The following is a 23,490-nucleotide window of genomic DNA, read 5'->3' as shown; positions in this document are numbered from 1 at the left end:
GGCTTTGCTACAAGTAGCTGACGCTCCGTCTTCACATTTTGTAGCCGAGCGCTTCGAGTTGCTCTGAGAGAGTCCCGTCGGCGTCGTTCTCCTGTGGCGCTTCGAACTCCGGAGTATACGTACCGGTGTCAGTCGCGGACGTCTCTACCCACGGGACGGTCCGGACTTTCGGATGCATACTGCCGGTTTTGTGACCGAACTCCCAGTACTCACCGAACGCTTCGCCGTGATCGGCCGTGATGGCCACCCGCTCGGCGTCCATGTTCTCCAACAGGAGTTCGACATCGTCGAGGACGTACCGGAGTTCGTCCAAGTACGTTTCCCAGACCGTTTCCTTGTCGCCGGTATCGCCGAGATACCCCCACCAATCCCGCTCGTGTTCGTGCAGCGGCCGGTCCGCTTCGAGTGCGCGCGCCATGTAGGGTGGATGGGGTTGGAGATAGTGGAGAATAACGCGTTCGAAGTCCTCGTTGCGGACAACGTCGATGCCCCGGTCGGTCACGTATCGGGGCGGAGTTCCACCCTCCGTATGTCCCAGCGGCCCCGATTCACCGACGGATTCGTATTCGAACAGGTACTCGCATTTCCCGAGCGTCGCCACGTCGACGGTTGGAACCCTGTCCAGAAGGTCATACGTGAAACTCCTGTTCGCAAGCGACGTGGCGTCGGGATCGCCGGTGTCGAGGATCGGCTCGGTGAAGACATTGGCGGAGAGATACGCGGTGTCTCGGATCGCGGCTTCGTGGCGTTCGACAAACGTCTTGGCGATCCATTCGGGGGATCGGCCGCCGACCGACCGGATACTGCCGACCGACGAGATAAATTCGTACTCGTCGGCGACCGCACGAAGGGCGTCGACACGACAGGTATCCAGCAGGATCAGAACGTCCCATTCTCGCGTGAAGACGTTCGTCCCGATGGTCGTTACCGTGTTCGCATATGTCATCGGGATTCGATAGAGCAGTTCGTAAACGGTCTCATCGACGGCCTGATCAGGGTTCTTCAGAGCCTTCTTTAGATTGTCGACGCTCACTTCGTGCCGCAGCATTGATCTGAAATAGCCGACAGCGGAGATAATATTTGTGATGGGGGCTGACGCCGTCCCCCGCGAGAACCGTGTCGTCGAGTCACCATCACTTATACCCTAACGAACGGAGCCGGTCCTCGACCGTCGACGAGTCGCCACGCTCGACCGCAATCGGGTCGTCACTTGTGACCTCCCGTCGCTTATCCGTCGGCAACTCCAGCCACGGGACGACGTACAGCGTCCGGTTCCGGAGGTACTTGTGTGAGTGACCGAACTTGGGGTTGGTCAACGGCGTCAGCTGATCACCGAGCATCTCCCCATGGTCGGCCGAGATAACAGTCTTACCGAACAGTTTATCAGTCAGTGACGAGACGTGTTCGAGAACGATATCAAGCGTCTCGCGATAGGCCTGTCGAGCCTCATCGATCGGGATTTCCCCGCGTTCGACGAGAGTCGCAAACGAGGGCTGGTCGGTCCGTGCTCCGGTCTCGGCGATATTTCTATTGAACCCCCTGATCTCGTATGCCTCTTGGAGAGATTTCGCCGTTTCGCCGAGGTACGGCCGATGAGGTTGCATGAAATGGGCAATGATACGCTTGTCCGGATACTGTCGGTGTGCCTCGAGGACCGCATCGGCGACATCCTCCGGAAGCACGGTTTCGTGGTCGTCATCCCAAGCATCAAGATAGAGCGGCCATACCGCATGGAAAACATCGTCAGACAACTTCTCGGTATGTGGATTCGCAGTCACGTAGACGGTGTCGTGGAACTGTTCCCCGACGAAGTTCCCCTGCATAAACTCCCAACTCCGGCCGCCGTGTGAGACGACGGCCGAAAGGTCGCCGGACATCGTGTTTTGTGCTTCAAACCGGTCGTACCGGCAGGCGTCAAGGAGAATGAGATTGTCCCAATCCTGTTCCATCACGTCGATTGCGTCACCGCTGTGGCGCAGGTCGAACGCGATTCGCTGGAGTTCCCAGAGGGCGTACTCCGGCCTTCGAAGCGCTTTTTTGAGATTCTCAAACGTGTATCGTTCCATCATGTACTGGGTCAGATGTCGTCTACTTCAAACTCCGGTTTGGTGGTTACGGCCCATACTGTATGTACTTTTGTCACGGTAGTCGGGGCCGGTTTGACCGATAGCATTAAGATTCAGAAGGAGGAGTTTCAATTGAATACTTAAACACTATGCCGGACCTCGATCGGGAGCATATACTGAAAGGACTGAAAAATCCGTCTCGAGTAGTCGATTCGGTCTTACTCGACTATCTATACAGAATTCCAGCGATCGCCGTCAACGGCCACCGAACGATCGGAACGAACGTGTTCGATCGTGAGTGGGACGTCCTGATCCTCCTCGATACGTGTCGAGTGGATGCTATGCGTCTCGTCCAAGACGAGTACGACTTCATCGATACCGTCGATAGTATCCGGTCGGTCGGGGGTGCATCCGCCGAATGGCTCGCTCGGACGTTCGACGAACAACACCTCGATCAGATCCGGGAAACCGCGTTCCTCTCGGCGCAGAGTCATATCCAAGAAGTATTAGATACGAAGGTCCACGAGACCGATAGCGATAGACCGTTGCCGTTTAAGACGCTTCGACTCTTTCCATCCGTAGACATAACTGAACTCGGGAAGGCGGAATACCTGTTCAAATTCGAGACCGTCGGAGAAGAAGGGCCGTTCGGACACACGGAAGGTAACACACCCCCCAAATACGTGACCGACCGCGCGATCTCGGTCGGGCGCGAACACGACTTCGATCGACTCATCCTTCAGTATCACCAACCGCATACGCCCTGGTTTTCGAAAGCACTCGCGGAGGATCGCGACCTGCAATATCACGAGTACGATTGGTGGAACTATTACTACGAGACGGGGGATCTCGAGAGTATTTGGGAGGCGTACATGAGCGATCTTCGGTTCGTTCTGGACGACATCGAACTCCTCTTGGAGAACCTGGACGCTGACCGAGTAGCGATCTCCTCCGACCACGGCGAGGCGTTCGGGGAGTACGGGATCCTCGGCCACAAACTCGGAAGTCTTCACCCCCAGATCCGAAAGGTCCCGTGGGTGATCACGTCCGCGGAAGACAACGAAACCTACGAACCGACGGTCGAGGAACCGAACAACGCCCGGATGTCCCGAGAAGAACTCGACGAACAACTAGAGGCATTAGGGTACAAAGTTTGAACGACTAACGCCCGTTCTCTGAACCGAAACGTTATTTTCTCGGAGGGAAGTCCCCCATCGTATGCGTCATCATCTCCGCAAAGCGAGGGAACTCTACGCCAGCGGAGGGTTACTCCGAACCGCTAGGAGCGTGTTGCGATACGTTCCTATCGAACTCAACAATCTCGTCTTCCAACTCCGACACGGAAACGGAACCCGAATTATGTCCGAAGACTGGGATAATTTGTTGATTCTAGATGCCTGTCGCTACGATATGTTCGCGGATCGGATCGATCTCGACGGGAAACTGGAGTCGCGGATCTCGTTAGGATCCAGTAGCGAGGAGTTCCTCGAACGGAACTTCGCCTCCGGGAAATTCCACGATACCGTCTACATCAACTCGAATCCGTACATCCCGCGTCTGGATCTCGATGAGAGTACCTTCCACGCCGTCGTCGACTGTCTGGGTGAGTGGGACACGGAGTTACAGACCGTGACCCCGGAAACAGTCGCTCAAGCGGCGGTAGACGCCCATGAGACCTACCCCGACAAGCGGCTGATCATTCACTTCATGCAGCCACACGCACCGTTCATCGGCGAACTCGGTCGTAACATGGCCGGCGGCGGGTGGACGATGGATCACGATGTGGAAGAGGAACCGGGGATCTGGAATCAGCTTCGCGACGGCACCGTCGACGTGGACTTAGCGACAGTCTGGGAAGCGTATCTGGAAAACCTCGACGTCGTACTCGCGGAGGTCGCCGACCTGCTCGAGACGCTTGACGGGAAGTCGGTAATCACGGCCGACCACGGCAATTTCGTCGGGGAACGGCTGTCGCCGATCCCGAGCCGCCGAAAGTACGGGCATCCGTACGGCGTCCACGCCGAGGAACTGGTCAAGGTCCCCTGGTTCGTCGTCGAAGGCGACGGCCGCAGGGAGATCCGATCGGAACCGCCTGTCGAGCGGGAAAGCGTCGATGAGGAAACCGTCGACGAGCGTCTCGAGGCGTTGGGGTATCGATGACCGGATATCTCGTCCAGCACCGACGGCGATCGGTCCCACCGAAACCGATAGCGGATTCGCTCACAGGAACATGATTCCGACCGAGTTCAGCCCTCGAAAGCTAACACGAAAGCTCGCGGCCGACGGAACCAGGGAGTCGATCGTCGCAGCCGGCGATTTGTTGACCCGGAAACGTCTTGGTCGGCCCGTCTTCGATCCGCTCGTCGAACGCGGCGTCGTTCGGACCGTCTCCCGGGACGCCCTCGAGTCGATCGCGAGTGAAACCATCACGGTTCCGGGAGACGACGGTGAGCAATCACCCCCGTTCGTCGCGCTCGTCGAGAACGGATGCGTCCTCTCGGAAACCGGACTGGCACTGACCCCGCAACGCGAGATTGTCGAGGAAAGTGCCGCCGCGCCGGACCAAGCTCAGCAGGCGATGATGGCGATGCTCTCCAGACAGTTGTTCTACGGCGACGCCCCGCTCCGTGGCCTGCTATCGGGATATCGCCGTCGCGACTTCCGCGGGGCCGACTCGCTGGACACCGCGGCGCCGCTTATCCCACGGTATCCGAACTACTACCACTGGATCGTCGAGACGGTTCCGAAGCTCCGCTATATCCGAGCGTTCGAGGACGCGACCGGCGAGCGCGTGACACTGCTGATACCACCGGGCGCGCCGCCGTTCGTTGACGAAACGCTCGAACTACTCGAGTGGCCCCAGTCGCGGATCCAGACTGCGACGAAACCGGCATACAACATCTCGCGCCTCGTCGTTCCGTCGTTCCCGGAGCGGCGTACCGACGACTTCGCGTGGCTCCGCGGAGAGATACTCGACCGCGCACCCGAGACGACGCCGGAGAGCGGCGACAACGTCTATGTCTCGCGTGCCACTGCCGTCGAACGTCGCGTGGTAAATGAAGCGGAGGTCATGGATGTCCTGTCGCAGTTCGGCTTTTCGTGCTATCGGCTGGAGGAACGGTCACTCGAGCGGAACGCGCGGCTGTTCGCCGACGCGGACGTGGTCGTCGGTCCCCACGGGGCCGGCCTCACCGACATTGTCTTCGCCGATGACTGTACGCTCGTAGAACTGTTCGGCGACAAGGTCAAACAGCCCTACCGGTTGCTGGCGGCGACGCTCGGCGTCTCGTACGAACCGATGTACTGTCGGGCGGCGTCGACCGACATCGTCGTCGACACCACGGCGCTGGAAGAAACGATTCGAGAAATACGGTGCCAGTAGCGTCTTCCTATCGGCTGTCGGCCGCAAAGGGGACGATGTTGGAACGACGAAAGTGCCTTGAACAGGGGCAGCATCCATTCAGACATCCGTATACACCAGTAGCATGAATAATCACTATACACTCGAGAATTTGAAGCGGGCGATACGAAACCCGGTTCTGATCGGCCGAGAGGCCGTTCGATTGGCTAGCTGGCCGGTACACGAGGGCTACGGTAAATACACCGACCGAAAATACGGGGAAGGGCTCGACGTGATGGCAGAGGACTGGGATAACCTGCTCATTCTCGACGCCTGTCGGTACGACTATTTCGAGCGTCTCAACACGATCGACGGGACGCTTTACAAGGCGTCGTCGAAAGGGAAGAAAAGTTGGGATTTCATGCGGGAAAACTTCGCAGTCGGGGCGTTTCACGATACCGTCTACGTGACGGCGAATCCGTTTTCGACCGATCTCGACGAGGACACGTTCTATCACATCGATCACCTGCACGCCGATCGATGGGACGAAGACATCGGAACGGTCCAGCCGGACGATGTCGTCAGCGCGGCGATCGAAGCCCACGAACAGTTCCCCAACAAGCGGCTCATCGTTCACTTCATGCAACCTCATCGGCCGTATCTCGGGGAGACGGCTGATGAACTACGGCGTCGATTGGACCTGCAAGGGTACGGCCGACACGATGAGGGAATTCAGATCTGGGGCGCAGTCAAACAACGAGACGTGACGTTTCAGGAGATCCGTGACGCGTACACGGAGAGCCTCGAGATAGCGCTCGATCACGTCGAAGAACTGCTCGAGAAGGTTTCCGGGAAGTCCGTTGTCACCGCTGATCACGGGGAGATGCTCGGCGAACGGGTCTTCCCGTTCACGAGCCGTGTCTGGGGTCACATGGAAGGGTTCAGTACGCCGACGCTCCGCGAGGTCCCGTGGCTGGTCATCGAGGCGGACGACCGCCGCGAGATCCGCAGTTCGGACCCCATCGAATCCGAGAGGGATCTCGACGACGACGAGATAGCGGACCGGTTGGAAGCCTTAGGGTACGCTGATTAGCGGCGCGGGTTCGATAGCGGCGACGGCACACCACCAGAGCGGTCCCGGTCCGGTCGGCGGTCGGGTCCGTCACGACGGCCTCGTGAGAACTCATCAGTTCGGCTCGAATCGACGGATCGAAGAACCCATGCGCGGATAGATCGAATCAATGCCCTCTCAGTGACCACATATGCGTCTCGGCCAAACCTCCATCATATATTTTATTTCGAAATTCTTCGCATCGGGACTCGGATTTCTGGCAACCATCTATATCGCCAGAATGCTCGGTGCGGGTCCGCTCGGCATTTATAGCGTTGCCATCGGCCTCGTGTCGTGGCTCGCTATCGCGGGGAAAGTCGGACTGTCCGGAGCGGTCTCGAAGCGGGTTTCGGAGGGACAAGATCGGGGCGAGTACGCACTCGCGGGAGCGACGATTATCTTCAGTCTGTTCGTGCTTATTGCGTGTGTACTTGTGTTGTTCCGAACGCAGATTGTCGACTACGTCGGGTATCCGGCCACGGGATACATCGCGTTGATCCTGCTGGTAGTTCTCCTCAATAGTCTTATAAACTCACTCCTCGTCGGGTTACATTTAGTACACGTAAGTGGCGTTCTATCCCCGGTGCGGACGGGAAGCCGAGCGCTGCTTCAAATCGCACTCATCGCCGCCGGTGCGGGCACGGCCGGCCTGTTTGTGGGGCACATCGTCGGGTACTGTCTCGTCATTGGTGTCGGCGGTTACTTCATTGCACGAAACGTACCGGACCTCTCCCGACCCAAACGCCGACATTTCGAACAGCTCGTCGACTTCGCGAAGTTCTCTTGGCTCGGGAGCCTCCAGTCACAGATGTTTAGCTACACCGACATCATCGTCCTCGGGGCGTTCGTGTCCTCGGGGCTGATCGGCGTCTACGCGGCAGCCTGGAACATCGCGGAGTTTCTCATCCTGTTTAGCGGCGCGCTCAGTTCGACCCTGTTTCCCGAAATGAGTTCGCTCTCAGCGAAGGAGGATCCACAGGCCGTCGCACGAATCGTCGAACAGTCGCTCTCGTTCGGCGGGCTCTTTCTGATCCCCGGGTTGTTCGGCGGGACGTTGCTCAGTGAGCGTATTCTCCGGATCTACGGCCCTGAGTTCCCGAAGGGAGCGACCGTCCTGATAGTGCTGATCGTCGCGAACCTCTTCATGGGGTATCAAAACCAGTTGTTGAACACCCTCAACGCGATCGACCGTCCCGACCTCGCTTTCAGGGTCAACGTCGTGTTCGTCGGCCTCAACGTCACGCTCAACGTCGTGTTGATCTCCCTGTATGGCTGGCTCGGCGCGGCGGCTGCGACGACGGTATCGGTTGCGGCCAGCCTCGTACTGGCGTACTACCACGTGGACGCGATCATCGACTTCGCAGTCCCGACGGGTGAGATCGCCAAACAGTGGTTCGCTGCCGTCCTCATGGCCGGCGTGGTACACGCCGGACTCCGGACGGAGGCGACCTATGGCCTACTCAACCACAACGTCGCGACCGTCGTGTTGCTCGTCGGGCTCGGTGCCGGCGTCTACTTCGCTGTGCTACTGGCAATCTCGGCGGAGTTCCGGACGGTCGTCGACCAGAACGTCCCGTTCAACCTCCCAGTCCTTTCGAGCGGCTAGTCGGACGTAGTTGCCACCGGCCACGACTGCTGCTATCTCCCAAAGTATTTGTCCCGCTCTTTCGACCCATTCGTTATGCAAGCAGTCGTTCTGGCCGCGGGCAAAGGAACCCGCCTCCGGCCGCTTACCGAAGACAAGCCGAAGGTTCTCGTCGAGGTCGACGGAACCCCCCTCATCGAGGACGTCATGGACAACCTCATCGAGATCGGTGCGACCGAGTTCGTCCTCGTCGTCGGCTACATGAAAGAGAAGATCATCGAGCGCTACGGCGACGAGTACCGCGGCGTCCCTATCACGTACGCTCACCAGCGCGAACAACTCGGACTCGCTCACGCCATCCTGCAGGCGGAACCCCACGTCGACGACGACTTCATGCTCATGCTCGGGGACAACGTCTTCCGAGCGAACCTCGGGGACGTGATCAACCGCCAGCGGGAGGAGCGGGCAGACGCTGCCTTCCTCGTCGAAGAAGTTCCCTATGAGGAAGCCTCGAGATACGGTGTCCTCGATACCAACGAGTACGGGGAGATCGTCGAGGTAACGGAGAAACCGGACGACCCACCGTCGAACCTCGTCATGACGGGGTTCTATACGTTCACGCCGGAGATCTTCCACGCCTGCCATCTCGTCCAGCCCTCCGACCGCGGCGAGTACGAACTGCCGGACGCGATCGACCTGCTGATCCAGTCGGGACGGACGATCGACGCGATCCGGATGGACGGCTGGCGCATCGACGTCGGCTATCCGGAGGATCGAGAGAGAGCAGAAAAACGACTCGCCGAACCCGAGAACGACGACGACCAGTAACGGGACGACCGAACGATCGATCGTCCGTCGTCTCGAACCCAAAAACCACTAATCGATACTGCTCGACACACCGTTCATGAACGTCTCTATCGTCGGCAGCGGCTACGTCGGTACGACCGTCGCCGCCTGTCTCGCGGATCTCGGCCACGACGTAGTCAACGTCGAAATCGACGCGGACATCGTCGCCAGCATAAACGCCGGTGAGGCACCGATTCACGAGTCCGGGCTCGCCGAGCGGATCGCCGACCACGCCGGCACCCGTCTCCGCGCGACGACCGACTACGATGCCGTCCGCGAGACGGACGTCACCTTCCTCTGTCTCCCGACGCCCCAGTCCGACGACGGGAGCCTCGATCTCGCGATCATGGAAGCCGGGGCGGAGTCGCTCGGCCGCGCCCTGGCGGGCAAGGACGACGACCACCTCGTGGTCGTCAAGAGTACGGTCCTGCCCGGGACCACCGAAAACGTCGTCGCGCCGATCCTCGAGACGGAGTCCGGAACCCCAATCGGCGAGGGGATCGAGGTCGCCATGAACCCCGAGTTCCTCCGGATGGGAACCGCGGTGCGGGACTTCCTCGAGCCCGACAAGGTCGTCTTCGGCACGGCGAGCGACGAAGCGGCGGCCACCCTCCGCGAGCTGTACGCCCCGATCCTCGAGGGCGAGGCGCTACGCGCCTCGAATAACGCGAGCGGTGGTGAACCGCGAGCGCGCGATGGGACGGATCTGGTCGAGACCGACATCCGCGAGGCCGAACTCATCAAGTACGCCAACAACGCCTTCCTCGCGTCGAAGGTCTCGCTGGTCAACGAACTGGGCAACGTCGCCAAGGCCTACGGTGCGGACGCCTACGAAGTCCTCGAGGCGGTCGGGCTCGATGATCGGATCTCCGAACGGTTCATGCGCTCTGGCCTGGGCTGGGGCGGCTCCTGTTTCCCCAAGGACGTCAACGCCCTGCGGGCCGGTGCCCGCGAACAGGGGTACGAGCCGGAACTGCTCGATGCGACCGTCGCGGTCAACGACGGACAACCGCGGCGGCTCGTCGCCCTCCTCGCGGACCACGTCCCCCTCGAGGGTGCCCGCATCGCGGTACTCGGACTGTCGTTCAAGCCCGGGACTGACGACATACGCAAGTCCCGCGCGCTGGACGTGATCGACGCCCTGACGGCACGGGGCGCGGACGTCGTCGCCTACGATCCGGTCGCGATCGAGAACGTCCGGGCCGACTATCCCGACATCGAGTACGCCGACTCGGCGGAGGGCGCGCTCGCGGACGCGGACGGCGCGGTCGTCGCCACTGGGTGGCCGGAGTTCGACAGGCTCTCGTTCGATGGCATGGCTCGCAGAGTCGTGGTCGATGGCCGCCGGATCGACATCGACGAGGACGCACTCGAGGTCTACGAGGGGCTGACCTGGTAGCCCGCTGATCACGGAATTGGGTCTCAGTCAGCCGCCGTTCCGTCCCCGTAATGCTCGCGTCGGCGATGATCGCCCGAGCGAGAGCAGGGCCGCCCGCCGATCGAACAGCGCCCCGATCGCAGTCGAATCGCCCGTCGCCGTTACACGAGTCGCCACGGCGCTGGGGTCAGTTAAAAGCCCGCCAGTGATCAATCAGCAACCTTTTGCAGTTACGCCGGGGAGTAGTCACCGATGGAGGATGACGTGGTACGTTCGGGTTCGGCCCTCCAGCCGGACGGCGGGGGGATCGTCGCGATGACCGACGACTCCCGCGAGATCGCCCCCGACGAGGTCTGTATCCTCATTCCCACGCTCAACGAGGCGGCCACGATCGGCGACGTGATCGAGGGCTTTTACGACGAGGGATACACGAACGTCGTCGTCATCGACGGTGACTCGAGCGACGAGACCCGCGAGATCGCCCGTGATCACGGTGCCGAGGTGATCGTCCAGTCGGGCAGCGGAAAGGGCCAGGCCGTCCGCGAGGCCCTCGAGTACATCACGGTTCCGTACGTGTTGATGCTCGACGGCGACGGGACCTACGATCCGGCCGACGCCGATCGGATGATCGAACCGCTTTCCCGGGGCTACGAACACGTCATCGGTAACCGATTCGCAGACATGGACGACGACGCGATGCGGGCGCTGAACGGGTTCGGCAATCGCGTGATAAACCGCGCGTTCGGGTTCGTCCACGGCGCGAACTACGAGGACATCCTGTCGGGGTACCGAGCCTTTACCGTCGACTCCTTCGAGCGCCTGTCGCTCGACTCGGACGGCTTTACGATCGAGACCGAACTCGCCGTCGAGTGTGTCAAACACGGGATCGAAACGACCGTCGTTCCGATCAGTTACAGTGCCCGTCCCGAGGAGTCCGAAACCAACCTTCACCCGGTCAAAGACGGCGGCACCATCCTGCTCGCGCTGTACTCGCTCGCCAAGACGAACAATCCGCTGTTTTACTTCGGGAGCCTCGGCGTCACCGGCATCGTCTCCGGCGGCCTCATCGCGATGTACGTCCTCTGGGAATGGATCCAGTACCAGCAGAGCCACGAGGTCATCGCACTGGTCTCGGCGGCCGCTATCATCCTCGGCGTACAACTGCTCATGTTCGGCGTCCTCTCGGACATGCTCGTCACGCTCCACCGCGAGCAACGTCGCCGCCTCGAGCGGATCGCTCGAGACGAGCCCGAGGAGTAACGGCCGTTCGAGCGGCGTCACCGAGCGGGCGTCGAGACGCCCCCGGCTATCGCTCTCGTGGTCGATAACGCACCGCGACGGTTCGAGCAACTCGTTCAGAAAGGCAACAGTGAACGGACCTGTGCGACGACCCCACCCGAACGGTTCCGCCGATACTCCTCGAAAGGCTCGTGGAGCGCGTTCAGCAGTTCCTGCCGGGACTCGAACTGTCGGGCCGGGACCCGCTCGAGCATCTCGGACAGCGCCACGTCGTTGCCGTGGACGTCGTAGGGAATGCGCTCGTGGCCGAGTGCCGCGTTGACGTCGTCTTTCGTGGCCGGAAAGCGCAGCTCGGCGTCCTTGAGGCGGGCGTCGACGGCCGCGATGCCGAACTCGATGCTGTCGGGTTCCTCGTCGTCGCCGCTCGATGGTGGCCGGACTCCCATACCTGTACCTCTCGATACGGAGCCGGATATAAAAATGGCTGTGGAGACGGTCGAGGTCGACGGCGATCGGCCGGGGGACGACCACGGGACGAGTCACCGACGAACGTCGCCCGTCGACACGCCTTTGAGGACCGCGACGGAGTATGGCGTATGACCGAATACACCACTGTGTCGATCCCGAAGGACCTCGCGGACCGCGTCGAAGAGACCATCGAGGGCACGAGCTTTCAGAGTACGAGCGACCTCGTCCGGTTCCTGCTTCGTAGCATCGTAATCCAGCACCAGAAGGAGGGCGAACTCACCGAAGCGGAGTTCGAAGAGATCACCGAACAGCTCCGCGGGCTCGGCTACCTCGAGTAGACCGTGGCTCCCCGGTCGCATCGTTTCGTGTGGATCGACCGGCCGGGCCGGAGCCGCTTCGATCCGGCGACGGCGGGGTAGCGTTTTTGCCGCTCGAGGGCGCTAGCGTCGACTGGAGGGAGACCGATGCCACACGTTCCGAACTTCCCATCCGAGGATACCGACGAGTCCGAGGACGAACGGCGTGAACGGACTCCGGGGAGCATCATCGACCGAATCATCGATAACGGCGAGTTGCCGGTCACGACCGGGATCTGACGCTCAAGCCACCAGTCGCTTCGTTTTTCCGCCCGTGGTGTCGACGCCGTTCGAACCGACCGCGTGTGTCAGTCCGTCAGTGACTTCCCCGGCGGCGTGGCGTCGACGATCTCGAGGGGTTTGCGGCGGCCGCTGCGGTCGAACGCCGCGAACGAGTTCTCGTCGGGCTTCCACGGCGGGACGGCCACGAAGACGATCTCCGCGAGGTCGTCGCGGCGGGTCACTGCGAGTTCGCCGACGGGATGGGAGACGAACTGCCCCTGTGTCTGGCGGGCGGGCGTCGACAGGTTCACGCCGAAGACGGCGTTGACGGCGTTGCCGGGGTCCGGCAGGAAGAAGTCGGTAAAGACCGGCGTCTCCGGCGGGAGGTCGGCCGCTCCCTCGAGGTCGCCGGCCGGCGAGACCGAGACGCCGGTCGTCAGCTCGTCGGGGTCCGCATCACTGGCCAGATCCAGCAGGACGTCGACGAGACCGCGAGTGACGTAGACCACAGGCGTCCTATGGGGGGCTGCTAGTTAGATGTATTCCCCGACGTGACCCTCGTTCAGAACGGCAACATCTCCCAGACGGTCCCCGCGTACAGCCGCGGGGCCCGTTTTCGCGATCTCGAGAGCGCGGCCTCGAGGACGGTCGCCGCGTTCTCCATCACGCCGGCACCGTGGCCGACGAGAACGCGTTCGGGAGCGACACCGCGAAGCGCCGACCGGGGCGGTTTCAGCCGCAGGGCCGGATGGACGCCGAGCGTCTCGTCGCCGGTCAGGAAGTAGTCGACGGATCCGACCGACTCGGGGACCATGAGCGTTCCGTCGGCCGGATTATAGAGGGCCATCTCCTGCCAGAAGCGGTTGTCGACGACGGTGATCGCCCGGAGCCCGGTGTCGGAGAGTTCGTCGTCGAACCGGGCGACCGCGGCGTCGATGTCGCCGGTGACGCCGTTGAACCACTCCGGGAGGTAAACCGGAACGTCGTGGCGGTTCGCGATCGTCGCGGCGTCGCGTTTGTGTCGGTCCAGTCCGACGACGACGCCGGCCACGTCGCCGAACTCGGCCAGGAGGTCGTCGAGCCCCTCGGCGTCGACCGGGTCGATCACCCAGACCTCGCCGTCGATCTCGAGGGCGTGGCTGGCCCGTTGCATCCGTTCGTCGGGGTGAGCGATCCAGCCGATACCGCCGTCGAATCGGTCGATCTCTCGGAACTCCGTCGCTCGTTCGTCGGCGCGAAAACCCATGTCGTGTGTTATGGGCCACCGACGCATAAACGTCGGTAAACTCCGTCTCACACGGCCGTCGTTGTCGACAGCCCAAGCGCAACGCGGCGACGCTTCTATGCGCCCGTCGCCCGTACGGTCGGCCATGCTATCCGGGCTGGCCTGGCTGGCGCTCGAGGCGAAGTACCTCGAGCCGGCAGCGGCGTTCTACGAGGAAACACTGGGACTGACCGTGCGCGAGCGCGGCCCCCGCGAGGTCGTCTTCGCGGCCGGCGACACCGATCTCGTCTGTCGCCGGCCCGACGGGATTCCGCGGGGCGGGCTCCACACCCACTTCGCGTTCTCGATTCCCGACGCCGAGTACGACGACTGGTGGGAGCGACTGAGCGAGGGCTACGACCTCGAGGAAGCGCAGTTCGGGCCCGCTCGATCGCTGTATCTGTACGATCCCGACGGCAACTGCGTCGAACTCGGGCAACAGGACGTGGCCGGGCCGGGCATCGACGGGCTCTTCGAGGTCGTCCTCGAGGTTCGCGACCTCGAGCGCGCCCACCGGTTCTACGAGGCCCTGGGCTTCGAGACGGTCGACGAGGGCGACGACCGCAAGCGTGTGCGGCTGCAGGGTCCGATGGCGCTGGAACTGTGGGAACCCCACCTCGGCCTCGCCGACGCCCGCGGCGGCGTCCACGTCGACCTCGGGTTCGAGACCGACGAGCCGGCCGCGGCACTCGCCGCCGTCCGGGACCGGACCGGCTCGCTCGAGCGCGAGGCGGATGACGAGGTCGTCGTCCGGGATCCGGACGGGCACGTCCTGACGTTCACCAGCGGCTGAGTGGGCTGACCACGTGGTCTCGAGAACAGTCTCAGAGGCGCTCGGTACTTACGTCCACGCCCGGCGGCGTCACCAGCAGGAACCCCCGGAAGTGAACGAGGTTGCCGCCCTCCTCCCTGACGTCCCGCGCGAACCCCGCGGCCAGCTCGTTGACATCGCCCTCGACGTTCAACACGAGGACGTTCCCCTTCGAGATCGTCTCGAGCCACTCCTCGGCCGGGGTTTCCCCGTCGAGGACGCCCAGTACGATGCTGCCCTCGATCTCGAGTTCGTCGTCGATGTGTTCCTCGACGGTCCGGAGGTCGAGGTCGAAATCGCTCATGCGCCGTGGATGGCAGCGCGACGAGAAAAACGTTCGCCATCGACCTTTTGCTCTGCGGGCCAGCAAAGCTGGCCCTCGGCAAAAGGTCGATCAAAAGCCTCCTCCCTCCGTTTCAGGCGCTCGAAGAGCGCCTTTCACATCGGTCGTCGGCCCGCTCGCTCACTTCGTTCACTCGCGGTTATCACCTCATACTCAGTCCATCGGGAACTCCTTCTGGAACCCGCGAAACTCCGTGCGGTGGGCCTCCTCGTCGGCGAGGATCGTCACCGCCACGTCCTCCGTAACGGGATCGTTGGCCTCGGTCGCGGCCTCGATCAGCGACCGGTAGGTCTCGATGGCGTCCGCTTCGGCCTCGAGGACTCCCTCGATGACCGACTGGACGTCGGTCGTATCCTCGGGCGGCTGGAGGCTGTGCTGGTTGGCTTCGAACGACTCCGAGCCCGGCGGCGACTCGTCGAGCTGTTTCAGCCGCTCGCCGAGTATTCTGGCGTGGTCGAGTTCCTCCTGAATGTCCTCCTCGAGGCTCGTCTTGACCTCCTCGGCGTGGATGCCATCGAGGACGATCGCGTTGGTCTGGTAGTTCATCACGGTCTCGAATTCGTCGATGTAGGCGCCGGTCAGCAGGTCGGTGATCTCGTCGGTCGTCATGCCGCCGGTCCCTACCACAAGAGGGTATAAAGTGTTCATCCGCGCGTCTGCCCGCCACGACGACCGCCCTCGAGGCTCGACGACGAGTCGGATGAAAGTGGACGACCACGCACTTATTACGGCTGCTGTGGGGACTACATCTAACGTTCTGGAACGAACACGATACTGGCTGCCCGAACGTTCACCGCGGAGCGCGCGCCAGCGCTTGCGAGCGACGAACCGGCCCCGATCGGCGACGAAACGGGGGCGATCGCGGTTCGTTCGGGCCGATCGGACGGAATACCACATACTATACTAGGTCATATATGTCGATAATATGCCGCTGCCGTCATGCGATTCTTCGATTCTTCACGATCGATCGAGAACGTTCAGTCCGCCGACGGCTCCGTCCGCAGCGGTAGTTTTATATACCTCGTCGCACCTCGGGTTGAGATACAATGTCTTCACAAGACAGCCCATCCTCTGACAACAGTCAGGGGGGTCGAGTTCTTCCAGGGCACGTTAGATTCCACTGACGAAATAGAGTCAGCACGTGTCTTCGATACGACCCTCCGGGACGGCGAACAGTCGCCCGGCACATCGTTTTCCTACGACGACAAACGGCAGATCGCGTCCATCTTGGACGAGATGGGAACCCACGTTATCGAAGCCGGGTTCCCCGTCAACTCCGACGCGGAGTTCGAAGCCGTTCGTGATATCGCTTCGGCAACCAGTTCGACGACCTGTGGCTTAGCCCGCGTCGTCGACGGTGATATCGAAGCGGCCCTCGATTCCGGCGTCGAGATGGTGCATACGTTCGTCTCCACCAGCGACGTCCAGATCGAGGACTCGATGCATGCCACCCGGGAGGAAGTCGTACAGCGCGCAGTCGAGTCGGTCGAACGCATCAAAGAGGCAGGCGCGACCTGCATGTTCTCGCCGATGGATGCGACCCGGACCGACGAGGAGTACCTGATCGACGTGATCGAAGCGGTCACCGAGGCAGGCACCGACTGGATCAACATCCCCGACACCTGCGGGGTCGCGACACCGACCCGATTCCGGGCCATGATCGAGAAGGTCTGTGCCCACACGGACGCGCGGGTCGACGTCCACACCCACGACGACTTCGGGCTGGCCACCGCCAACGCGCTGGCCGGCATCGAAGCCGGCGCGGCACAGGCGCAGGTCTCGGTCAACTCGATCGGCGAGCGGGCCGGCAACGCCGCCTACGAGGAGTACGTGATGGCCGTCGAGTCGCTCTACCAGTGCGACACCGGGATCGACACGACGCGCATCACCGAACTCTCGAGCGTCGTCGAGGAGAAAAGCGGGATGGACACGCCGGGCAACAAGCCCGTCGTCGGTGCCAACGCCTTCTCCCACGAGAGCGGCATCCACGCCGCCGGCGTCATCGAGAACTCCGACACCTTCGAACCCGGCGTCATGACCCCCGAGATGGTCGGTGCCGAGCGCCGACTGGTCATGGGGAAACACACCGGGACCCACTCGGTCCGGGAGCGACTCGTCGAGCGCGGCTTCGAGCCCACCGACGAGCAGGTCAAGGCGGTCACCCGCCGCGTCAAAGACTACGGGGCCGAGAAGCGCCGAGTCACCGTCGACGACTTAGAGCGCTTCGCCGAAGAGGCCGGCGTCGAGCGCCGGAACGAGGAGGAGGTGCGGATCTGAGCGATGTCCTCCCCGTTTGCCACCCGCCGCGAGCAGCGGCTGTCGCGTTCGATCGGGCACACTCGTAAGGGTTATGTCCCTCGAGGGAGCTACGTAGACAGTAATGACGGTCCGCGCTTCCCTGTCGATGTCCGCCAACGCGGTCGACAGCAGCGCGTTCGGTTCGATTCGTATTGTAGGGGCAGTATAGCCCCTCATATAGTACTTCGTCGCTTCAGACCCGAATTCGCCGCATCGTTCTTCGAGCGATCAGCGACCCACCAGATGACACACTACCGTACACCACTCGATCGCCAGCAAACGGCGGGAGACAACCGATGAGCGAACGCGCAGCAAAGGTCACACCGACCGACGAAGAACAGGACGACGAGCAGATCACCGACAGCGCCGCGCCCGATGCGGCCACCGAGGAGCCGGCGGCCGGCACCGAGACGACGACCGATCCCGTCACCTCGGGTGCCGAGGCCGTCGTCCGCGCGTTGGAGAACGCGGGCGTCGAGTACGCCTTCGGCGTACAGGGCGGGGCGATCATGCCCGTCTACGACGCGCTGTACGATTCGGACATCTACCACGTGACGATGGCCCACGAGCAGGGCGCGGCCCACGCGGCCGACGCCTACGGCATCGTCTCGGGCGAGCCGGGCGTCTGTCTGGCCACGTCGGGGCCGGGTGCGACCAACCTCGTGACCGGCATCGCCGACGCCGACATGGACTCGGATCCGATGCTTGCGCTGACCGGACAGGTCCCGACGGAGTTCGTCGGCAACGACGCCTTCCAGGAAACCGACACGACCGGCGTCACGACGCCGATCACGAAGGACAACACCTTCGCGAGCGGCTCCGACACCGTCGGCAACGACGTCAGCGAGGCCTTCGCGCTGGCCCGTGAGGGCCGGCCGGGGCCGACCCTGGTCGACCTGCCCAAAGACGTCACCAACGGCGAAACCGACCGCGAACCCGACGAACCGAAAGTGCCCGACACCTACGACGTTCAAGAGCGGGCCGACGAGGAGATCGTCGCGGCCGCCGCGGAACGGATCGAGAACTCCGAGCGGCCCGCCCTCCTGCTGGGCGGGGGCGTCATCAAGGGCGAAGCCAGCGAGGCCTGCCGTGAGTTCGCGATCGAACACGAGATCCCGGTCATCACCACGATGCCCGGCATCGGTGCCTTCCCCGAGGACCACGAGCTGTCACTCGAGATGGCGGGGATGCACGGCACTGGCTACGCCAACATGGCGATCTCCCACTGTGATACCCTGATCGGGATCGGTACCCGGTTCGACGACCGCCTGACCGGCGGCATCGAGACCTTCGCGCCCGAGGCGGAGGTCATCCACGTCGACATCGATCCCGCGGAGATCTCGAAGAACATCCACGCGGACTACCCGCTGATCGGCGACGCCGAAACCGTCGTCGAGCAGTTAGACGAGGCGGTCGACGACTCGCCGGAAGCCACAAAGTGGCGCGCTCAGTGCCAGCAGTGGAAGTCCGACTACTCGATGGCCTACGACGCGCCGAAGGACAAGCCGGTCCAGCCGGAGTTCGTCGTCGAGGCCCTGGACGAGGCCACCGACGACGACACCATCGTCACGACCGGCGTCGGCCAACACCAGATGTGGGCCTGCCAGTACTGGACCTACACCGAGCCCCGCACATGGGTCTCGAGTCACGGGCTCGGTGCGATGGGCTATGGCCTGCCGTCGGCGATCGGCGCGCGACTGGCGGCCGACGACGACCAGGATGTCGTCTGTATCGACGGCGACGGCTCGTTCCTGATGACGATGCAGGGGCTGTCGGTCGCGGTCCGCGAGGACCTCGATATCACGGTCGCCGTCCTCAACAACGAGTACATCGGGATGGTCCGCCAGTGGCAGGACGCCTTCTTCGAGGGCCGACACGCCGCCTCGGACTACGGCTGGATGCCCGAGTTCGACAAGCTCGCCGAGGCCTTCGGCGCGCAGGGGTACCGGATCGACGACTACGACGACGTCGCCGACACCGTCGCGGACGCCATCGCGTACGACGGCCCCTCGGTGATCGACGTCCACATCGATCCCGACGCCAACGTCTACCCGATGGTGCCAAGCGGCGGCGACAACGGCCAGTTCGCACTCACGGAGGACCAGCTATGAAGAAGGGACTCGAGGGCCCACCACCGGAGGACCGACCGACACCCGCGGGACGGCGCAACAAGCAGGGCATCCGCATCGACCCCGAGGTCGAAGCGACCCACGAACCCCGTCGGACCGTCATCTCGGCGCTGGTCGAACACGAGCCCGGCGTCCTCTCGGACGTCTCGGGACTGTTCTCGCGCCGCCAGTTCAACATCGAGAGCCTCACCGTCGGGCCGACCGAGGACGACGATCGCGCGCGGATGACGATCGTCGTCGAGGAGCCGGATCCGGGCATCGACCAGGTCAAGAAGCAACTGCGCAAGCTCGTGCCGGTCATCGCGGTGCGCGAACTCGAGCCCGACGCCATGCGCCGGGAACTCGCGCTGATCAAGGTCGACGCCGCCGACCCCGCACAGATCGCCGCCGTCGCGGAGATGTACGGCGGCAAGACCGTCGACTCGAGCCCGCAGACGGCGACGGTCGAGGTCACCGGTGCGCGCCAGAAGATCGAGGCCGCGATCGAGACGTTCAGTCAGTTCGGGATCCGGGAGATCTCCCGGACCGGGACGACGGCGCTGGCCCGCGGAACCGACCCGACAGGGACGGCCGGCGCGACGGCACAGCCCGCCGACGAGGCGAACCACGACGAACCCTACACAGCAGACGATGACTGACGAATTCACCACCGACATCTACTACGACGATGATGCAGACGTATCGACGCTCGACGACGAGACCGTGGCCGTGCTGGGCTACGGGAGCCAGGGCCACGCCCACGCGCTGAACCTCCACGACAGCGGGGTCGACGTGGTCGTCGGCCTTCGCGAGAGTTCGTCCTCGCGCTCGGCCGCCGAGGCCGACGGCCTCACGGTCGAGACGCCCGCCGACGCGGTCGCAGCGGCCTCCTACGTCTCCGTGCTGGTGCCCGACACTGTTCAGGCGGACGTCTACGAGAACGCCATCGCGCCGAACCTCGAGGCCGGCGACACGCTGCAGTTCGCCCACGGGCTGAACATCCACTACGCCCAGATCGAGCCGCCGGAAGACGTCGACGTGACGATGGTCGCGCCCAAGAGCCCGGGTCATCTCGTCCGCCGCAACTACGAGAACGACGAGGGGACGCCCGGTCTGCTCGCGGTCTATCAGGACACGACGGGCGATGCGGACGAACGGGCCCTCGCGTACGCGAAAGGGATCGGCTGTACCCGCGCCGGCGTCATCGAGACGACGTTCCGGGAGGAGGTCGAGTCCGACCTCTTCGGCGAGCAGGCCGTCCTCTGTGGCGGCGTCACCTCGCTGGTCAAACACGGCTACGAGACGCTGGTCGACGCCGGTTACTCGCCGGAGATCGCCTACTTCGAGTGTCTCAACGAACTCAAACTGATCGTCGACCTGATGTACGAAGGTGGCCACGCCGAGATGTGGGACTCCGTGTCCGACACCGCCGAATACGGCGGTCTGAGCCGCGGCGATCGCATCGTCGACGAGAACGTCCGAGAGAACATGGAGGAGACCCTCGAGGAGATTCAAAACGGCGAGTTCACCCGCGAGTGGATCCTCGAGAACCAGGCCGGTCGCCCGAGCTACAACCAGCTCCGGGAGGCCGAGAAGAACCACGAGATCGAGCAGGTCGGCGAGCGCCTGCGGGACCTGTTCGCGTGGGCAGAGGAAGACACCGAAGACGAGTCCGTCCAGGTGCAGGCGGACGACTGAAAGCAAACCCATGACAGCAAACGACAACACGGACACGATAGCCGAGATCAGCCACACCAACCCCTACACCGGGGAGACGGCCGGTCGCCTGTTCAACCGCGGCCCGATCGTCGCAGCGGACGGTGGGACACCCGATGCGACCGAACCCGCCGACACTGACGAGGCCGACGAACGGACCGACACGAAAGAGACGATGCGCGACGTCGACCACACGCCGCCAGGGGACGCCGCGGACGCGAACCGCGTCTTCGAGCGCGGCCGAACACAGCCCGTAGAGGACGAGGAATGAGCGAGGGCACACTGTACGACAAGGTCTGGGATCGACACAAAGTCACCACGCTGCCGACCGGACAGGACCAGCTGTTCGTCGGGCTCCACCTCATCCACGAGGTCACGAGCCCGCAGGCCTTCGGGATGCTCCGCGAGCGCGACCTCGAGGTCGCCTACCCCGAGCTGACCCACGCGACGGTCGACCACATCGTCCCGACGGCCGACCAGTCCCGACCCTACGAGGAGGACGCGGCCGAGGAGATGATGGCCGAACTCGAGGAAAACGTCCGCGAGGCGGGCATCGAGTTCTCGGACCCGACGACGGGCGATCAGGGGATCGTCCACGTCATCGGCCCGGAGCAGGGACTAACCCAGCCCGGCAAGACGATCGTCTGTGGCGACAGCCACACCTCGACCCACGGTGCCTTCGGCGCGCTCGCCTTCGGCATCGGGACCTCCCAGATCCGCGACGTCCTCGCGACGGGGACCGTCGCCATGGAGAAACAGAAGGTCCGCAAGATCCAGGTCGACGGCGAACTCGGCGAGGGTGTCGAAGCCAAGGACATCATCCTCGAGATCATCCGCCGACTCGGTACCGAGGGCGGCGTCGGCTACGTCTACGAGTACGCCGGCGAAGCCATCGAGAGCCTCGGGATGGAAGGGCGGATGTCGATCTGTAACATGTCCATCGAGGGCGGCGCTCGCGCGGGCTATGTCAACCCCGACGAGACCACCTACGAGTGGCTCGAGGAGACGGACTACTTCCAGGAGAATCCGGAGCGCTTCGAGGAACTCAAACCCTACTGGGAGTCGATCCGCTCCGACGAGGACGCCGAGTACGACGACGTCGTCCACATCGATGCGAACGAACTCGAGCCGGTCGTCACCTGGGGCACCACGCCCGGCCAGGGGATCGGTATCACGGATCCGATCCCGGAGCCGGAATCGCTGCCCGCGGAGAAACAGGATACCGCCCGACGCGCGCAGGAACACATGCGCGTCGAGCCCGGCGAGACGATGGAGGGCTACAATATCGACGTGGCCTTCCTCGGCTCCTGTACGAACGCCCGCCTGCCGGACCTGCGACGCGCCGCCCGGATCGTCGAGGGACGGGAGGTCGCCGACGACGTCCGCGCGATGGTCGTCCCCGGCAGCCAGCGCGTCCAGAAAGCCGCCGAGGAGGAAGGCCTCAAAGACACCTTCGAGGAGGCCGGCTTCGAGTGGCGCAATGCCGGCTGTTCGATGTGTCTGGGGATGAACGAGGACCAGCTCGAGGGTGACGAGGCCTGTGCCTCCTCCTCGAACCGGAACTTCGTCGGCCGCCAGGGCTCGAAGGACGGCCGGACCGTCCTGATGAACCCGCAGATGGTCGCCACGGCGGCGATCACCGGTGAAGTGACCGACGTTCGCGAGCTGCCGGAGACGGAGGTGACGGCATAATGAGCGACGAGGTCGAAATCCCCGAAGTCGACGCGGTTTCGGGGTCAGGCATCCCGATCCGGGGCAACGACATCGACACCGACCAGATCATCCCCGCCCGCTTCATGAAGGTCGTCACCTTCGACGGGCTGGGCGAGTTCGCGTTCTTCGACCTGCGGTTCGACGACGACGACGACCAGAAGGACCACCCGTTCAACGAGGACCGATTCCAGGACTCCTCGGTGATGGTCGTCAACAGCAACTTCGGCTGTGGCTCCTCGCGCGAACACGCCCCGCAGGCGCTGATGCGCTGGGGCATCGACGCGATCATCGGCGAGAGCTTCGCCGAGATCTTCGCCGGAAATTGTCTGGCGCTCGGCATCCCGACCGTCACGGCCGACAGCGAGACGATCGAGGAACTGCAGGACTGGGTCGACGCGAACCCCGACGGCGAGATCGAGATCGACGTCGAGGCCGAAGAAGTCACATACGGAGACGAGACGATCGACGTCACCGTCGACGACGCCCAGCGCAAGGCCCTCGTCGAGGGCGTCTGGGACACGACGGCGCTGATGAAGTCAAACGCCGGCGCGGTCCGCGAGACGGCTCGCGAACTGCCCTACGTCGACGACGCGGCGATTCCCGGAGCGGAATAACGCCGTTCTCGA

At 63.2% G+C, this 23,490-nt stretch carries 25 protein-coding genes; 18 read left to right on the top strand and 7 right to left on the bottom strand.

Annotation, left to right across the window (positions count from 1 at the left end; all coding sequences use genetic code 11):
• Nucleotides 1-31: 31 nt before the first annotated feature.
• Together NP511_RS15175 and NP511_RS15170 are read right to left on the bottom strand one after the other, a co-directional pair.
• Nucleotides 32-1,048, bottom strand: a complete 1,017-nt coding sequence (locus tag NP511_RS15175; RefSeq protein ID WP_006649602.1) for an alkaline phosphatase family protein — start codon at nt 1,046-1,048, stop codon at nt 32-34.
• Nucleotides 1,049-1,133: 85 nt separating this feature from the next.
• Complete coding sequence (locus tag NP511_RS15170) at nt 1,134-2,066, bottom strand: hypothetical protein (protein ID WP_233274352.1); 933 nt, start codon at nt 2,064-2,066, stop codon at nt 1,134-1,136.
• Between the two features lie 341 nt (nt 2,067-2,407).
• On the opposite strand from NP511_RS15170, the gene NP511_RS15165 reads away from it, so the two are divergent.
• From NP511_RS15165 to aglJ, 8 genes are all read left to right on the top strand, one after another.
• A complete protein-coding gene (locus NP511_RS15165; RefSeq protein ID WP_233274351.1) occupies nt 2,408-3,223 on the top strand; it encodes an alkaline phosphatase family protein in 816 nt (271 codons plus the stop codon).
• A 61-nt stretch (nt 3,224-3,284) separates the two neighbouring features.
• A complete protein-coding gene (locus NP511_RS15160; RefSeq protein ID WP_308986939.1) occupies nt 3,285-4,226 on the top strand; it encodes a hypothetical protein in 942 nt (313 codons plus the stop codon).
• Between the two features lie 160 nt (nt 4,227-4,386).
• Entirely contained in the window at nt 4,387-5,448 is a 1,062-nt protein-coding gene (locus tag NP511_RS15155; RefSeq protein ID WP_308986938.1) for a glycosyltransferase family 61 protein, read from the top strand.
• Nucleotides 5,449-5,701: 253 nt separating this feature from the next.
• Nucleotides 5,702-6,499 carry an alkaline phosphatase family protein gene (locus NP511_RS15150; protein WP_049966147.1) on the top strand — a complete coding sequence of 266 codons (798 nt, stop codon included), beginning with the start codon at nt 5,702-5,704 and terminating at the stop codon, nt 6,497-6,499.
• Between the two features lie 169 nt (nt 6,500-6,668).
• Nucleotides 6,669-8,123, top strand: coding sequence for an oligosaccharide flippase family protein (locus tag NP511_RS15145; protein WP_049966146.1), 1,455 nt, complete (start codon nt 6,669-6,671; stop codon nt 8,121-8,123).
• Nucleotides 8,124-8,198: 75 nt separating this feature from the next.
• Complete coding sequence (gene aglF, locus NP511_RS15140; RefSeq protein WP_049966145.1) at nt 8,199-8,930, top strand: UTP--glucose-1-phosphate uridylyltransferase AglF; 732 nt, start codon at nt 8,199-8,201, stop codon at nt 8,928-8,930.
• 76 nt (nt 8,931-9,006) lie between these two features.
• Nucleotides 9,007-10,347, top strand: a complete 1,341-nt coding sequence (aglM, locus tag NP511_RS15135; RefSeq protein ID WP_049966144.1) for a UDP-glucose 6-dehydrogenase AglM — start codon at nt 9,007-9,009, stop codon at nt 10,345-10,347.
• 231 nt (nt 10,348-10,578) lie between these two features.
• Nucleotides 10,579-11,586: an S-layer glycoprotein N-glycosyltransferase AglJ gene (gene aglJ, locus NP511_RS15130; protein WP_006179893.1), complete on the top strand. Its 1,008-nt coding sequence runs from the start codon at nt 10,579-10,581 to the stop codon at nt 11,584-11,586.
• A gap of 95 nt (nt 11,587-11,681) precedes the next feature.
• Here aglJ and NP511_RS15125 read toward each other — a convergent pair whose 3' ends face one another.
• Nucleotides 11,682-12,011, bottom strand: a complete 330-nt coding sequence (locus NP511_RS15125; protein WP_006649611.1) for a DUF5789 family protein — start codon at nt 12,009-12,011, stop codon at nt 11,682-11,684.
• 150 nt (nt 12,012-12,161) lie between these two features.
• On the opposite strand from NP511_RS15125, the gene NP511_RS15120 reads away from it, so the two are divergent.
• Both NP511_RS15120 and NP511_RS15115 read left to right on the top strand, forming a co-directional pair.
• Nucleotides 12,162-12,371, top strand: a complete 210-nt coding sequence (locus NP511_RS15120; RefSeq protein ID WP_006186097.1) for a ribbon-helix-helix domain-containing protein — start codon at nt 12,162-12,164, stop codon at nt 12,369-12,371.
• Nucleotides 12,372-12,497: 126 nt separating this feature from the next.
• Nucleotides 12,498-12,629, top strand: a complete 132-nt coding sequence (locus tag NP511_RS15115; protein ID WP_257720311.1) for a hypothetical protein — start codon at nt 12,498-12,500, stop codon at nt 12,627-12,629.
• Nucleotides 12,630-12,697: 68 nt separating this feature from the next.
• On the opposite strand, the gene NP511_RS15110 is transcribed toward NP511_RS15115, so the two are convergent.
• Together NP511_RS15110 and NP511_RS15105 are read right to left on the bottom strand one after the other, a co-directional pair.
• A complete protein-coding gene (locus NP511_RS15110) occupies nt 12,698-13,120 on the bottom strand; it encodes a JAB/MPN domain protein-containing protein (protein WP_049966143.1) in 423 nt (140 codons plus the stop codon).
• 53 nt (nt 13,121-13,173) lie between these two features.
• The gene (locus NP511_RS15105) at nt 13,174-13,857 is read right to left on the bottom strand and encodes a hypothetical protein (protein WP_049966142.1); all 684 of its coding nucleotides are present in this window, start codon (nt 13,855-13,857) and stop codon (nt 13,174-13,176) included.
• 124 nt (nt 13,858-13,981) lie between these two features.
• Here NP511_RS15105 and NP511_RS15100 point away from each other — a divergent pair, with 124 nt between their 5' ends.
• Complete coding sequence (locus tag NP511_RS15100) at nt 13,982-14,668, top strand: VOC family protein (RefSeq protein WP_049966141.1); 687 nt, start codon at nt 13,982-13,984, stop codon at nt 14,666-14,668.
• Between the two features lie 31 nt (nt 14,669-14,699).
• On the opposite strand, the gene NP511_RS15095 is transcribed toward NP511_RS15100, so the two are convergent.
• The gene (locus NP511_RS15095) at nt 14,700-14,990 is read right to left on the bottom strand and encodes a DUF5779 family protein (protein ID WP_006179899.1); all 291 of its coding nucleotides are present in this window, start codon (nt 14,988-14,990) and stop codon (nt 14,700-14,702) included.
• Nucleotides 14,991-15,182: 192 nt separating this feature from the next.
• The gene (locus NP511_RS15090) at nt 15,183-15,638 is read right to left on the bottom strand and encodes a ferritin-like domain-containing protein (RefSeq protein WP_006649615.1); all 456 of its coding nucleotides are present in this window, start codon (nt 15,636-15,638) and stop codon (nt 15,183-15,185) included.
• 330 nt (nt 15,639-15,968) lie between these two features.
• On the opposite strand from NP511_RS15090, the gene NP511_RS15085 reads away from it, so the two are divergent.
• From NP511_RS15085 to leuD, 7 genes are all read left to right on the top strand, one after another.
• Nucleotides 15,969-17,306: a LeuA family protein gene (locus NP511_RS15085; RefSeq protein ID WP_419894492.1), complete on the top strand. Its 1,338-nt coding sequence runs from the start codon at nt 15,969-15,971 to the stop codon at nt 17,304-17,306.
• 317 nt (nt 17,307-17,623) lie between these two features.
• Nucleotides 17,624-19,438, top strand: a complete 1,815-nt coding sequence (gene ilvB / locus NP511_RS15080; RefSeq protein ID WP_049966140.1) for a biosynthetic-type acetolactate synthase large subunit — start codon at nt 17,624-17,626, stop codon at nt 19,436-19,438.
• Complete coding sequence (gene ilvN, locus NP511_RS15075) at nt 19,435-20,094, top strand: acetolactate synthase small subunit (protein WP_049966139.1); 660 nt, start codon at nt 19,435-19,437, stop codon at nt 20,092-20,094. The genes ilvB and ilvN overlap by 4 nt, the downstream gene beginning before the upstream one ends.
• Nucleotides 20,087-21,133: a ketol-acid reductoisomerase gene (gene ilvC, locus NP511_RS15070; protein WP_049966138.1), complete on the top strand. Its 1,047-nt coding sequence runs from the start codon at nt 20,087-20,089 to the stop codon at nt 21,131-21,133. The genes ilvN and ilvC overlap by 8 nt, the downstream gene beginning before the upstream one ends.
• Before the next feature lie 10 nt (nt 21,134-21,143).
• Nucleotides 21,144-21,422 (top strand): DUF7989 family protein, encoded by a 279-nt coding sequence (locus NP511_RS15065; RefSeq protein ID WP_006649619.1) that lies wholly within the window; start codon nt 21,144-21,146, stop codon nt 21,420-21,422.
• Entirely contained in the window at nt 21,419-22,843 is a 1,425-nt protein-coding gene (leuC, locus tag NP511_RS15060) for a 3-isopropylmalate dehydratase large subunit (RefSeq protein ID WP_006649620.1), read from the top strand. The genes NP511_RS15065 and leuC overlap by 4 nt, the downstream gene beginning before the upstream one ends.
• On the top strand, nt 22,843-23,478 hold the full coding sequence (gene leuD / locus NP511_RS15055; RefSeq protein ID WP_049966137.1) for a 3-isopropylmalate dehydratase small subunit: 636 nt from the start codon (nt 22,843-22,845) through the stop codon (nt 23,476-23,478). Before leuC ends, leuD begins: the two co-directional genes overlap by 1 nt.
• The last annotated feature ends 12 nt before the right edge of the window (nt 23,479-23,490 follow it).

Source organism: Natrinema thermotolerans (assembly GCF_031165565.1).
Lineage (GTDB): Archaea > Halobacteriota > Halobacteria > Halobacteriales > Natrialbaceae > Natrinema > Natrinema thermotolerans.
The sequence above is the reverse complement of the archived record's forward strand: the minus strand, read 5'-3'. Positions and strand labels throughout refer to the sequence as shown.